The sequence below is a fragment of the Glutamicibacter sp. Je.9.36 genome (genome assembly GCF_051129975.1).
In the GTDB taxonomy this organism is placed as follows: Bacteria; Actinomycetota; Actinomycetes; order Actinomycetales; family Micrococcaceae; genus Glutamicibacter.
The window spans coordinates 421,058-434,293 of record NZ_JBCPSN010000002.1 but is presented as its reverse complement, the minus strand read 5'-3'; the positions used below and the strand labels follow the sequence as shown (position 1 = coordinate 434,293).

The following is a 13,236-nucleotide window of genomic DNA, read 5'->3' as shown; positions in this document are numbered from 1 at the left end:
CGGTGCGAACTTGCCAAGGCCCGGCGGCTGCGCTGAAACTGAGCTCAGTGGGCGACCGGCCAGGCGTGGGTGCCCTTCGCGAGTGGAGGATGAGATGGCCCATGTGGGGCTCGTATTCGTAGGACTGATTCTGAGCGTGAATGCGCTGGTGGGGCTGGGCCGGATTCCGGCCCGTTCGGCGGCGGTGCTCAACCTGATGGTCGGCGCGCTGCAGATCATGTTGCCGACCTTGATACTCAGCCAGGCAGGCAGCGACATCGCACTGGTCAATGCCACCTGGCCCAGCTACCTGTTCGGGATGACCTATCTGCTGGTCGGGTTCAACACCCTGTACGGTTTCGACCCGGCCGCGCTGGGCTGGTTCAGTGCGTTCGTAGCCGCGATCGCGCTCTACAAGAGCGTGCTGTCCATCGGCCCGGACCCGCTGTTCGCGGTCATCTGGCTGGCCTGGGCGCTGATGTGGCTGGGCCTGTTCCTCTCCGACGGGCTGGGGCTGCGCCGGCTCGGCCCGGTCCACGTGCCCGTGGCCACCGCATGGTTGATGCTCAGCGCCGGCATCCCGAGCAGCACCATCCCGGCGCTGTTCGCGCAGAACGAGCGGTGGTCGACGTCGCCGGCTGCGGGTTGGGCCGCCCTCTGCGTGCTGGCCGCGGCCGCCGGATTCAGCTGCTGGAAAGCCCGCAGCACCTGGCGCTCCATGCAGGAGGCAACCTAGCGCTTGCGCTGCACCCGGGCCTCGTCCCAGACCGGCTCGTCGGACTCGTAGACGGTGCCGTCGGAGCCGAAGACCAGGAAGCGGTCGAAGCCGCGGGCGAACCAGCGGTCGTGGGTCACCGCCAGCACCGTGCCCTCGAACGCGTCGATGGCGCGCTCCAGGGCTTCGCCCGAGTGCAGGTCCAGATTGTCGGTGGGCTCATCGAGCAGCAGCAGGGTTGCCCCCGAGAGCTGCAGCAGCAGGATCTGGAAGCGCGCCTGCTGGCCTCCGGAGAGCGATTCGAACTTCTGCTCGGACTGCGCGGCCAGCCCGTAGCCATCCAGCGCTCCGGCCGCCGCCTCGCGCGGCATTCCGGAGCGGTGCTCGTCGCCGCGGTGCAGGATTTCGAGCAGGGTGCGGCCAAACAGGTCCGGGCGGCTGTGGGTCTGGGCGAAGTAGCCCGGGCGGATGCGCGCTCCCAGCTTCACCGTGCCGGCATGCGCCACCGGGGCGATCACCACATCGGAGACCGGCAGATGCTCGCGCTCCGGGTCGGATCCGCCGGAGGCCAGCAGGCGCAGGAAGTGCGACTTGCCCGAGCCGTTCGAACCCAGCACGCCCACCCGGTCGCCGAACCAGATTTCGGTATTGAAGGGTTTCATCAGCCCGGTCAGCTCGAGCTTTTCGGCCACGACCGCGCGCTTGGCGGTGCGCCCGCCCTTCAGCCGCATCTGCACGTTCTGCTCCAGCGGGATCGCCTGCGGCGGGCCGGCCTCCAGGAACTTCTCCAGCCGGGTGGTGGCCGCCTGGTAGCGGTTGGCCATGTCGGAGCGGAACGCGGCCTTGGTCTTGTACATGTTGACCAGTTCCTTGAGCTTGGCGTGCTCCTCGTCCCAGCGCTTGCGCAGCTCTTCGAAGCGCTCGTTGCGCTCCTTGCGGGCTTCCACATAGGAGCCGAACGCGCCGCCGTGCACCCAGGCGGTGGCCCCGCCGTGGCCCGGTTCCAGGGTCACGATGCGGGTGGCGGCGTTGTCCAGCAGCTCGCGGTCGTGGCTGATGAACAGCACGGTCTTGTTGGAGCGGGACATGATCTCTTCCAGCCAGCGCTTGCCGGGCACGTCAAGGTAGTTATCCGGCTCGTCGAGCAGCAGCAGTTCGTCGTTGCCTTCGAAGAGCGCTTCGAGGACCAGGCGCTTCTGCTCGCCGCCGGACAGGGTGCGCGCCAGCCGGTCCCCGGCCTTGTCGAACCCGATGCCCAAGGCGGCCATGCAGACCTTGTCCCAGGTGGTTTCCAGCTCGTAGCCGCCGGCGTCGCCCCACTCGATGATCGCCTCGGCGTAGCGCATGTGGACTTTCTCGTCCTCGCTGGTGAGCATTTTGGCTTCGTACTCGGCGACCTTGGCGGCGGCCTGGGCCAAAGCCGGTGCGGCGGTGGACAGCAGCAGGTCCTTCACCGTGGAGTCGTCGCGCACCTGCCCGACGAACTGGCGCATGATGCCCAGGGTGCCGGTGCGGTTGATGGAGCCTTCGTCGGCCTTCAGGTCTCCTGCGATGATCTTGAACAGGGTTGTCTTGCCGGTGCCGTTGGGTCCGATCAGCGCGGTCTTGGAGCCGGCGGTGACCTTGAAGGCCGCGCCGCCCAGAAGCTGGGTGCCGTCGGAAAGGAAATACTGGATGTCTGTCACGTCTATATGGGCCACCTGGCAATCCTATCGGGTAGATTGCCGAACATGCAGATCACAGTAGAAATCTACGGCGCGCTCCATGCCTGCTGCCATTCAGCGTTTTCGGTAGGCGATCACGTGCGCTGGCAGCTGGCCCAGGTGCGCAATGGGCGCGGGGAAATCTCCTTCGAGCTCGATGACCACGGCACCTTCGATGGCACGGGGGTGCCGGTGGCAGCAGTCGCCGCCCGGGTGGTGCGCATCCAGTACCGGGATCATGGACGTGCGGCGAAGGCCGGGGGACTGGCAGATGACCCTGTCCCGGTGGTCGATACCCTGCATGTTCCCGAAGGCACGGATTTCGACCACGACTGGATCGTGGTGGGGCTGGAAATAGCGGATCCGAAGAGCCTTCCGCCGCTGGCCGACTGGGATGAGGGCGCGCCCCTGCCTGGTGGCGCGCCCCGCGGCGGCTAGTTGTACTTGTAGAACCCTTCGCCGGCCGCTGCGCCGAGCTTGCCCTGGTCGATGTACTGGGTCTTGAGCAGCTCGGCGAACTTCTGGCTGGTTGCATCGCCTCCACGGGAAATGTTGTAGGCGGTGTTCAGCCCCACGATGTCGTAGATCTCGAACGGACCATGCGGAGCCCCGGTGCCCAGCTTCCAGGTCTTGTCGATGGTCTGCGCATCGGCGACCCCGTTGACCAGCAGGTGGCTGGCGGACTGCAGGAAGGGGACCAGCAGCGAGTTCAGCACGTAGCCCGGCTGCTCCTTGAGCACCCGGATCGCGACCAGCCCGGTACGCTCGGCGAAGTCGACCACTGCTTCGTAGGCTTCGGGGGTGGTTGCCGGTGTGCCCATGACTTCGCCGGTGTTGTTGGACCAGATGTGGTTGGCGTAGTGCAGGGCCAGGAATTGTCCGGGGCGGCCAGTGAACTCGGCGATATCCGAGGGCAGCAGGGTCGATGAATTGGTGGCGAATATGGCCTGTTCGGGGGCCAGCGCGGCCAGCTTCCGGTAGGTCTGCGCCTTGATCTCCAGATTCTCGGGCACCGCCTCGATGACCAGGTCGGCCTCCCGCACCGCGTCGGCCAGATCGCTGGTCAGTTCGATGGACTCGCGGGCGGATTGGGCCTTCTGCGGGTTCCCGAAGTACTGGGCGTACTGCGCAACCAGGGCATCCAGCCGCTGGTTTGCGGCGGCCAGCGCTTGCTCGCTGATGTCGTAGCCGATGACGGGCAAGCCGTGGTAGGCGGTTTGGAAGATGATTTGTGCGCCGAGCACGCCAGTGCCCAGAACGGTGATGCGTTGCAGTTCCATGATTCTCCTTGGGGTACAGCTTCACTCTCCGCTTTTAGTTGCGCGATTTCAACTAAATGTGAGCGGGAGAACGCCCGACACCTGCTGGTTGGCTGCCAGTTGCCGAGGATTCACTTTCTGGCTAGGTGGTGCTGGAACTCTTGGGGAGTCATCCGCAACCAGCATGGGGGAGAACTACGTGCACCGCATATCCAAGAAGGCCCCGGGAATCCTGGCCGCCGCCGTCATCGCCGCGAGCCTGTCGCCGCTAGCCGCCGCCGCGGACCCGGGGGAGTACTTCGAACGCGAAGCCACCTACCCGGTCTACCAGAACCATCCCGAGGGCGCCGCGGCCCAGACCGCCGCAGAAATCTCCACCGTATCGGCGGACGGCAAGACGCTGATCTACTCCGATGCGCTCTCGCGCAGCGTCGGCTTCCTGGACATTTCCAACCCTGCCGCACCGAAGGGCCTGGGCCTGCTGGGCCTGCACCAGCTGGGCAGCGCCGAGGACGAGCCCACCAGCGTGGCCGCCTACGGCGACTACGTGTTCGTGGTGGTGAACACCTCGGCCAGCTACAGCGACCCCTCGGGGCGGGTGGATGTGGTGCGGATTGCCGACCGCACGCTGGTGCACAGTTTTGCACTGCCAGGCCAGCCCGATTCCATCGCGCTGTCCGCCGACGGCGCCTACGCGGGCATCGCCATCGAGAATGAACGCGACGAGGATGCCGGCGAAGGCGCGCTGCCGCAAGCCCCGGCCGGATCGATCGCCATCATGGACCTGCAAGGCGCGGACCCGGCCGGCTGGAAGCTGCGCGAAGTCCCGCTCACCACCGGTTCCCGCACCGAACCGATTGCGCTGCCGCTGCTGGCCGCGGCCGGTCTCGACACCCCGCAAGACCCCGAGCCCGAGTACGTCACGATCAACGAGAAGAACCAGCTGGCGGCAACCCTCCAGGAAAACAACGGCGTGGTGCTGGTGGACCTGGCCTCGGGCGGGATTACCGGCGCCTTCAGCACCGGGACCGTGGACCTGGCGGGGATCGATACCGAAAAGGACGGCGTGCTCGATCCCAGCGGGGAGCTGAAGGGCGTGCCGCGCGAACCCGATGCCATCGGCTGGATCCAGGACCGCTATCTGGCCACGGCCAATGAGGGCGACTGGAAGGGCGGCAGCCGCGGATTCACGATCTTCGACTCCGCCACCGGCGACGTGGTGTGGGATGCCGGCAATAGCTTCGAGCACCTCGCGCTTTCGCAGGGCTTGTTCCCGGAGCAGCGCGCAGGCAAGAAGGGCGTTGAGCCCGAGGGGCTGGCCATCGCCGAATTCGGCGGCGTGGACTACGGATTCATCGCGGCCGAACGCGGGAACTTCGTGGCCGTGTACGACCTGTCCGAACCATCCAGCCCGCGCTATCTGCAAAGCTTGCCGACTACCAACGGCCCGGAAGGGATCTTGCCGATCCCCGGGCGCAACCTGCTGGCCATCGCCTCGGAAACCGATGAGGGCCAGGTGCGTTCGGCGGTGTCCCTGTACTCCTTCGGCGCCGCCGCGCCGCAGTTCCCGCAGCTGTCCTCGGATGCCGCCGATCCGGTGCCTTTCGGCGCGCTCAGCGGCCTGTCGGCCAACCCGGCCGATGCTTCGCAGCTCTTCGCGGTCAGCGACAACGCGTACCAGCCGCGCATCTACACCCTGGAAACCGGGACCCCGGCCACCGTTGAATCCTCGATGGCGGTCACCTCGGCCAGCGTCGAACTGGATCTGGAAGGCATTGCCGCCCGCGCGGACGGCGGATTCTGGGCCGCCCATGAAGGGGAAACCGGGGCGGAGAACCTGCTGGTGCGCATCGACGCGGCCGGTGCGGTGCAGGAAGAAATCGAGCTGCCTGCACTGTCAGGGTTGGGCAAGCACGGGCTGGAAGGCATCGCCGCGACCGGGTCCGGGAAGCAGGAAGAAGTGGTGTTCGCGGTGCAGCGCGAACTGCCCGGCGAGGACGTCGTCCGCCTGGGCAAATACCTCCCGTCCACCGGCGAGTTCAGCTGGTACGGCTACCAGCTGGACCCGGCAGCCGACGGTGCATGGAATGGACTGTCGGAAATCACCGCGCTGCCCGATGGCTCCTACGCGGTGATCGAGCGCGATAACCAGGTGGGGCCGGACGCCAAGCACAAGGCCGTCTACCAGTTCCGGCTTCCGCCGGCCCAGGCAGGAGAAGTGCCGCTGGTGCAGAAGAAGCTGGCGGCCGATGTGCTGCCGGTCCTGCAGGAAACCAGCGGCTGGACCCAGGAGAAGCTGGAGGGGCTGGCGGTAGCCGATGGCCAGGTCTACGTGGTGACCGATAACGATGCGGTGGATGAAGCCACCGGCGAGACCGTCTTCGCGAACCTCGGTGCGGCGGATGAAGTGTTCGATCTGGCCGGCCAGGCACCCAGCGAGGAGCCCGGCGAAGAAGAGGGCAAAGACCAGGACGAAGAGCTAGCCGCGGAACCAACCCGGAACCCTTCGCCGCTGCCGAGCGGGGAATTCCCTGCACAGGTCCCGGAGCCGACCCGGGAAGCCGGCCAGTCCCAGGCACCCCAGGCCCAGGCGCCGCAGGAGACGCGGCCAGCACGGCCGGAAGCCGGCGAAGAGCTCGCAGCCACCGGTGCGAACAGCTTCTGGCTGATTCCGGTGGGTGCTGTGATCGCGCTGCTCGGCGCCGCGGCGGCCCTCAAGACCGCACGGGCCCGCGCGAAGTAGGCCGCGCGGAAGGTACCGGGAAAACAGCGAAGGCGTGGCACCTATGCAGGTGCCACGCCTTCGGGATTGAAAGCTAGTTCTTCTTCTGCGAAATCACGACCGCGGCCACGACGGCGATAATCAGCGAGATGACCAGGAACTTGCCGCCATTGCCGGACTTCTTGTCCTGGGCGGCGAGGTTCTTCTGCGCGACCTGCACAGCGCTCTCCACCGAGGCGCGGGCACGCTTGGCGGCCTTGGAGTTCCCGCCGACATTCTCGATCAGGTTGGCGCCGGCCTTGCTGATGGCTTCGGTGTTGACACCGGAGACGGCCTCGTTCCAGCCGCCACGGATTTCCTTCGGCAGCTCTTCCTTGGCAGCCTTGGCGAGTTTCGCCAGCGACTTTTCAACTTGCTTCAAGCTCTTGGCAGTCTTCGACATGTTGTTCCTCTCTGATGGACCTTGAGTCTGGTGGACCTTGAGGTCTCAGCTCCCAGCCTAGCCAGCCGGGGGTGGGCACTCAAGGCCGCGCCGTTGCGCTGACTGCGAACTGGGAATTTACTGGGAGGCTGCGGGCGGGCGCAGCTTGCGAATGCGGGTCCGCAGCGCGCTGAGCAGGCACAGCAGCATCAGGATCGCCGCGATCGAAAGCACCGTGGCAAACCCGGGAGAGGTGGCGTGGCCGGTGTAGCGGTCCACGATGATCCAGCCGATCACCCACAGCGCGCCGGCGTTCAGGTAGATCCCCATGGGGTTCTTGAAGCTCACGGCGCTGAGGAACAGTGCCAGGAGCAGCACCGACAGGGCGCAGGCGCCCTTGAACATCAGGGAGCTGGCGTCGGCCCCGGACAGGGCGGCGAAGGCGACAGTTTCGGCCAGCACGATCACCGAAAGCCACCCGGTGAACAGCCCGAAACTGGCGCGGGTAATCCACCGGTCCACTTGCTGCAGGGCAGGGGTCTTGCCGATCATCACCACGATGCGGATCAGCAGTGCCAGCAGGAGCAGGCCGAACACCAGCGAGGTGCCGATGCGGTCGCGCTCCAAGAACGCCACCCACAGCGCATTGCACAGCACCGCGCCGAGCACCCAGAGGCGCAGCCGGCGATGGAACCCGGTGCGTTCCTGCGGCAGGCATTGCCAGATCGCGTAGAACGCCACTGCGGCCATCAGCCCGAACCAGGGCAGCTGCCCGATGCGCGGCACCGAGGTGACGGTGGCGTCCTGCCCCATCCACCCGCCGGCGAGTGTTTCCAGCCCGGCGGCGGAAAGCACCGCCCACGCCGCCCAGCCCAAGCCGAGCAGGATGATGGCGGCATAACCGCCGGTAACCAGCCTTCTTTTCACGATTCCGAAGGTACCACGCCGCCAGGGTTAAAACCGTTCGCCACGGTTAGAGTGGAGCCATGACAGATCTTTGGGTACGCCGTGCCATTTCCCTGCTCGACGCTGACGCGAACCGCAGCGCCGACACCCACCTGCATCGCTTCGAACTTCCCGCCCACTGGGGGATCGAGCTCTATTTGAAGGACGAGTCGGTGCACCCCACCGGTTCGCTCAAGCACCGGCTGGCGCGCTCGCTGATCCTCTACGGGCTGGTCAACGGGAAGATCGGCGAAGGCACCACGCTGGTGGAGGCCTCCAGCGGATCCACGGCCGTTTCCGAAGCGTACTTCGCGCGGATGCTGGGGCTGGACTTCATCGCGGTGGTGCCCAAGTCCACCAGCGGCGAGAAGATCGAGCTGATCGAGTTCTACGGCGGACGCTGCCACCTGGTGGACGCGGCCGGCCAGGTCGATGAGGCGGCCCGCGCGCTGGCGGCCGAAACCGGCGGCTACTACCTGGACCAGTTCACCTATGCCGAGCGGGCCACGGATTGGCGCGGGAACAATAACATTGCCGAGTCGGTGTACGCGCAGATGGCCGCCGAAGCCCACCCGATCCCCAGCTGGATCGTGGTCGGCGCCGGGACCGGCGGCACCAGCGCCACCTTCGGGCGCTATGCGCGCTACAAGCGGCACGAAACCAGGATCTGCGTGGGCGATCCGGAAGGCTCCTCCTTCTACGGGGGATGGCGCACCGGGGACATGGGCTACGCGACGGGGCAGGGATCGCGCATCGAGGGGATCGGCCGGCCCAGCGTGGAACCGAGCTTCGTGCCCGGGGTGATCGACCAGATGGTGCAGGTGCCCGATGCCGCCTCGTTGGCAGCCATGCATTTCCTGCGCGCCAAGACCCGCTACTTTGCCGGCGGTTCCACCGGAACCAACCTCTACGCGGCGTTCGGGATCATCGCCCAGATGCTCGAGCGCGGCGAGCAGGGCTCGGTGGTGACGCTGATCTGCGACTCCGGCGAGCGCTACGCGAACACCTACTACAACGAGCAGTGGGTGGCCGAGCAGGGCCTGGACCTGGAGCCCTACGCCGCGCAGCTGGAGCGCTTCATCCAGACCGGGGCCTGGAGCTAGCTGCCACGCAGGGCGGGCATGAGCCCGGCCTGCTTCTTGCGCTGGTGCACCGAGAAGTAGCCCAGGCCCGCTTCGCCGGCCACGAAGCGCCGTTGGGAGCGGGCGGGCAAGTAGATGATGTCGCCGATGGCCAGCTCGATGGATCCGCTGGCGGTATGCAGGACCCCGGAGCCGGCGAAGACGTGCAGCACCACGTCCAGCTCCGGGCCCTGGTGCTCCCCGATCTCTCCGGACGGGGCCAGCGAGATCACGTTGGCGTCGAGGTCGCGCTGCCCGGCTTCCAGCTTCCAGATCGCTCCGTTGGTTTTTCCGGCGGCCAGCTCGGTGGTATTGGCCATGCGGCGCGGTTCGGGCATTGTCTCTCCTTGAAGTTCTCTGCTGCAGCTTCCAGCCTATCCAATGGCGGGCAGCGCCCCGGTCCACCCGGCGGTGACGCGGTGCGTGCCGAACTGGGCCAGTTGGCCACGCGGCCGCTCATCCTGGCCATGGCACTGGGAGCGCTGGTCAACGGGGGCACGTACGCTGCGTTCGCCTTCATCGCGCCGGTTGCGGCTATCACCGCCGGCGTGGCCAGCCCAGGGCGGGTATCGGGTCGGCGACCGGGCCGGGTGCTCTTCTCCGGAGGACCGCTGCTGCTGGCCAGCTGGGTCGTGTTGGCCTGGACCGCGTCGCATCCCATGGCGCTGCTCTGCCTTGTCTTCATCCAGGGTGTCCTGGCCTTCGGCGCCGGCAGCACCGTGATTGCGCGGGTGCTCTACGCGGCCGCGGCATTGGCGGCGGCCGCGCTCTTGGCCATGGTGCTGAGCCGGTGCATGCTGTTGGAAACCACGGCTGGCTCCCATCGATGATCCGCCGCGGCGCGCTTCGCCCACAGGCCCCGGGATGCCGGGAAAGTAGGCGCGGTGGACCTGGGTGCACCGGTGCGGGGTAGCCGGCGTTGCCCGGTAGGCAGCGCTCGTTGCGTGCGCCACCTGCCGGTGTGTTGGGAGGAACCTTCGGCAGCGCCAAAAACCCATGACACAAGGTGGCTGGCGCAGTAGGGTGAAGAATAGACCCACTGGAAAATTGTGTGCAGGAGGAATGTTTTGCCTACCGTAGCCGACCACCTGATTGAACAGCTCGATACCCAGGGAGTGCGCCGGATTTACGGCCTTCCGGGGGATTCCCTGAACGGCTTGACCGATTCATTGCGGGAGAACGGGCGGATCGAATGGGTCCACCACCGCCATGAGGAAGCCGCTGCCTTTGCCGCGGCGGCCGAAGCCGGAATCACCGGAGAGCTGACGGTATGCGTCGGCTCTTGCGGTCCGGGGAACCTGCACCTGATCAACGGGCTGTACGACGCGAACCGCTCGCGCGTGCCGGTGCTGGCGATTGCAGCGCACATCCCTACCGAGGAGATCGGTTCCAACTACTTCCAGGAGACCCACCCGGTGGAAGTCTTCCGTGGCTGCTCGGTCTATGCCGAACAGGTTTCCGACCCCAAGCAGATGCCGCGCATGCTGCGCATTGCGATGCGCGAGGCCATCGAGAAGCGCGGCGTGGCAGTACTGGTGATTTCCGGCGATGTCGCGTTGGCGGAGATGGAACGCACGCCCACCCAGGAAATCACCAAGACCAACCCGCGGGTGCTGCCCAATGAAGACGAGCTGGAGCGCACCGCGGAGATCCTCGAAGGCTCGCGCAAGGTCACCATTCTGGCTGGTGCGGGCGTGGCAGGAGCCCATGACGAGGTGATCGCGCTGGCTGGCAAGCTCGGCGCGCCGATCGTGCATGCGATGCGAGGCAAGGAGCATATCGAGTACGACAACCCCTTCGATGTGGGCATGACGGGCCTGCTGGGTTTCGCTTCGGGCGCCAAGGCGATTGCCGAATGCGACGTGCTCCTGATGCTGGGCACCGACTTCCCCTACCAGCAGTTCTATCCGCAGGACGCGACCATCATCCAGGTGGATATCCGCGGCGAGCAGATCGGCAAGCGCACCCGGGTGGACATCCCGCTGGTGGGCGCCGTGAAGGACACCGCGGCGGCTCTGGATGCGCTGCTGCCGGTGCAGACCCACCGCAAGCACCTGGAGACAGCGGTGGAGCATTACCGCAAGACCCGTACGAAGCTCGACGAGCTCGCCACGCCCTCCAAGCCGGGTGCTGCAATCCATCCTCAGTATCTGGCCCGGCTGATCGACCAGCACGCAGATGAGGATGCGATTTTCACCGCCGATGTGGGATCCCCGGTGATTTGGGCAGCCCGCTACCTGACCATGACCGGCAAGCGACGGGTGCTCGGCTCCTTCAACCACGGTTCCATGGCCAACGCACTGTGCCATGCCCTGGGCGCCCAGGCAATTGACCGGCAGCGCCAGGTTATCGCCTTCGCCGGGGACGGCGGATTGGCCATGATGCTCGGTGAGCTGCTGACCGCCACGCAGAACAAGCTGCCGATCAAGATCGTGGTGTTCAACAACTCCTCGCTGAATTTCGTGGAACTGGAAATGAAGGCCGCCGGGTTCGTCACCTACGCCACCGATCTGCACAACCCCGACTTCGGGGCCGTGGCTACCGCCTCGGGGCTCAAGGGCTACCGGGTAGATGATTCGGCGCAGCTTGAAGCCACGGTGCAAGAATTCCTGGCCCATGACGGTCCTGCGCTGCTGGATGTCGTGACCGACCGCCAGGAGATGTCGATGCCACCGGAAATCAAGTTGGAACAAGCCAAGGGATTTGCCTTGTATGCCATACGCACCGTGCTCTCCGGGCGTGGCGACGAGCTGCTGAATCTGGCTAAAACCAATTGGCGGCAATTGTTCTAGTCCTTTTATGCCTATGCTTGTTGCTGGTGCCCTTGGCACCAGCAACACGTTTGTGACATCAAGAAAGTTGGCGCTTTGGCTTCGCAACCTGCCGCTACCCACGCGGCCACCATCGAGGATTTCACCCGCAACCTGGCTGCTGTCAACCAGAAGATCGCCACGGCGGCACTAGCTGCCGGCCGCGACGCTGGCTCGGTTCGGCTGCTGCCGGTCACCAAAACCATCGATTTCGATCGCTTGGCATTGGCCATTGCTGCCGGTGTGGACACGCTGGGGGAGAACAAGGTCCAAGAGGCCCAAGGCAAGTACGAGCACTTCTGCGAGGATTTCCCGCACCTGCGTTATGCGATTATCGGTCCCTTGCAGACCAACAAGGCGAAGTTCGTGGCGAAGTTCGCTGATGAATTCCATGCCTTGGACTCGCTGAAACTGGCACAGACCCTGCAACGCCGTTTGGAGGCAGAGGATCGGACGCTTGAAGTCTTCATCCAGGTCAATACCTCCGGCGAGGAAAGCAAATCAGGCATCGAAGCTGCTGGGGCAGCGGACTTGCTTAGCGGCTTGGCGCCGCTGGATCGGTTGACGCCAGTGGGCTTGATGACCATGGCCGCAAATACCAAGGACGAAGCATCTATCCGTGGCAGCTTTGCGTTGCTGCGCGAAACCCGTGACCAATTGCAGCAGGATGCTCCTGAAAGCTTCCAGCACCTGTCCATGGGCATGAGCGGCGACTACGAGCTGGCCATCGCCGAGGGGGCCACCGTCGTGCGTGTAGGCCAGGGAATCTTCGGTGCCCGCACCTACCCGGCCTAAGACGCTTCTGCGTCGCCACTGAGCTTCGTTGCAAGGGCAGCTGGCAAATCGCCAGCTGCCCTTGCTGCGCGTTCTCCACAGCCGGTCGTGCGTCGGCCAAACTGTGGGTGCCAGGGGCGACACTACATGTAGTGGTGCACACCGTGTACCCCGAACTACATGGAGGGTGCAGAACACGCCGACGAACATCTCACAAGAAGAATTTTTAACCCACAGCGGACTTCTGCCAACCTGTGGACAAAGGTCTCGAGTCCGCGAGAAATCGCGGTTTAAACGGGGGTTAATATCCACAGTTCCTGTGGACGTTGCCGTGGATGAATGACATACTTGTAATACATCATGTTGTGGCCGCTTGACCCGCCAAACACAAGATGTAGTATTGAACCCGTCGGTGCGGCTCGCACCAGAAGCACCTCGAAACAGTGGTTTTGAGGCATCCGAGAGGATGGCTAGGACTTTTCCGAAAAACCGGGATCCTAGCCGAAACAAAGACTTTTTAAAGGGGATCAGGGACATGGCCATCACGGTTTACACGAAGCCTTCCTGCGTTCAGTGCAACGCTACGTACCGCGCGCTGGATAAGAAGGGTGTCGAGTACAACAAGGTAGACATCTCTCAGGATGCGGCAGCCTTGGAGCACGTTCGTGGCTTGGGCTACATGCAGGCACCTGTCGTAATCACCGATGACGATCACTGGTCGGGCTTCCGCCCAGACAAGATCGAGCTGCTGGCTCCAGCCAACTAATCAAGAATTCCATCCGCTAGC

Annotated in this window: 13 protein-coding genes; 8 read left to right on the top strand and 5 right to left on the bottom strand. The window is 65.2% G+C overall.

Annotation, left to right across the window (positions count from 1 at the left end):
- Positions 1–94: 94 nt before the first annotated feature.
- A complete protein-coding gene (locus tag AAZQ98_RS06375) occupies positions 95–715 on the top strand; it encodes an AmiS/UreI family transporter (protein WP_434690649.1) in 621 nt (206 codons plus the stop codon).
- Here the strand turns inward: AAZQ98_RS06375 and AAZQ98_RS06370 are convergent.
- Positions 712–2,394 carry an ABC-F family ATP-binding cassette domain-containing protein gene (locus tag AAZQ98_RS06370; RefSeq protein ID WP_105661405.1) on the bottom strand — a complete coding sequence of 561 codons (1,683 nt, stop codon included), beginning with the start codon at positions 2,392–2,394 and terminating at the stop codon, positions 712–714. The genes AAZQ98_RS06375 and AAZQ98_RS06370 overlap by 4 nt on opposite strands.
- Before the next feature lie 30 nt (positions 2,395–2,424).
- Between AAZQ98_RS06370 and AAZQ98_RS06365 the strand changes: the two genes are divergently transcribed.
- A complete protein-coding gene (locus AAZQ98_RS06365) occupies positions 2,425–2,835 on the top strand; it encodes a hypothetical protein (protein ID WP_434690645.1) in 411 nt (136 codons plus the stop codon).
- Here the strand turns inward: AAZQ98_RS06365 and AAZQ98_RS06360 are convergent.
- Positions 2,832–3,677, bottom strand: coding sequence for a 3-hydroxyacyl-CoA dehydrogenase (locus AAZQ98_RS06360; RefSeq protein ID WP_434690642.1), 846 nt, complete (start codon positions 3,675–3,677; stop codon positions 2,832–2,834). The genes AAZQ98_RS06365 and AAZQ98_RS06360 overlap by 4 nt on opposite strands.
- 178 nt (positions 3,678–3,855) lie before the next feature.
- On the opposite strand from AAZQ98_RS06360, the gene AAZQ98_RS06355 reads away from it, so the two are divergent.
- On the top strand, positions 3,856–6,399 hold the full coding sequence (locus tag AAZQ98_RS06355; protein WP_434690640.1) for an esterase-like activity of phytase family protein: 2,544 nt from the start codon (positions 3,856–3,858) through the stop codon (positions 6,397–6,399).
- 73 nt (positions 6,400–6,472) lie between these two features.
- Here the strand turns inward: AAZQ98_RS06355 and AAZQ98_RS06350 are convergent, their stop codons facing one another.
- Together AAZQ98_RS06350 and AAZQ98_RS06345 are read right to left on the bottom strand one after the other, a co-directional pair.
- Entirely contained in the window at positions 6,473–6,820 is a 348-nt protein-coding gene (locus AAZQ98_RS06350; protein ID WP_434690637.1) for a hypothetical protein, read from the bottom strand.
- Positions 6,821–6,937: 117 nt separating this feature from the next.
- Positions 6,938–7,726 (bottom strand): hypothetical protein, encoded by a 789-nt coding sequence (locus tag AAZQ98_RS06345; RefSeq protein ID WP_434690636.1) that lies wholly within the window; start codon positions 7,724–7,726, stop codon positions 6,938–6,940.
- Positions 7,727–7,785: 59 nt separating this feature from the next.
- Here AAZQ98_RS06345 and AAZQ98_RS06340 point away from each other — a divergent pair, with 59 nt between their 5' ends.
- Complete coding sequence (locus AAZQ98_RS06340; RefSeq protein ID WP_332488758.1) at positions 7,786–8,847, top strand: PLP-dependent cysteine synthase family protein; 1,062 nt, start codon at positions 7,786–7,788, stop codon at positions 8,845–8,847.
- On the opposite strand, the gene AAZQ98_RS06335 is transcribed toward AAZQ98_RS06340, so the two are convergent.
- Entirely contained in the window at positions 8,844–9,203 is a 360-nt protein-coding gene (locus AAZQ98_RS06335; RefSeq protein WP_434690633.1) for a cupin domain-containing protein, read from the bottom strand. The two genes, AAZQ98_RS06340 and AAZQ98_RS06335, sit on opposite strands and share 4 nt — an antisense overlap.
- Before the next feature lie 9 nt (positions 9,204–9,212).
- On the opposite strand from AAZQ98_RS06335, the gene AAZQ98_RS06330 reads away from it, so the two are divergent.
- From AAZQ98_RS06330 to nrdH, 4 genes are all read left to right on the top strand, one after another.
- The gene (locus AAZQ98_RS06330) at positions 9,213–9,695 is read left to right on the top strand and encodes a hypothetical protein (protein ID WP_434690631.1); all 483 of its coding nucleotides are present in this window, start codon (positions 9,213–9,215) and stop codon (positions 9,693–9,695) included.
- 237 nt (positions 9,696–9,932) lie between these two features.
- Positions 9,933–11,657: a ubiquinone-dependent pyruvate dehydrogenase gene (gene poxB / locus AAZQ98_RS06325; RefSeq protein ID WP_434690628.1), complete on the top strand. Its 1,725-nt coding sequence runs from the start codon at positions 9,933–9,935 to the stop codon at positions 11,655–11,657.
- Positions 11,658–11,732: 75 nt separating this feature from the next.
- Entirely contained in the window at positions 11,733–12,470 is a 738-nt protein-coding gene (locus AAZQ98_RS06320) for a YggS family pyridoxal phosphate-dependent enzyme (protein WP_434690626.1), read from the top strand.
- 514 nt (positions 12,471–12,984) lie between these two features.
- Positions 12,985–13,215 (top strand): glutaredoxin-like protein NrdH, encoded by a 231-nt coding sequence (gene nrdH / locus AAZQ98_RS06315; RefSeq protein ID WP_013349130.1) that lies wholly within the window; start codon positions 12,985–12,987, stop codon positions 13,213–13,215.
- Positions 13,216–13,236: the final 21 nt, after the last annotated feature.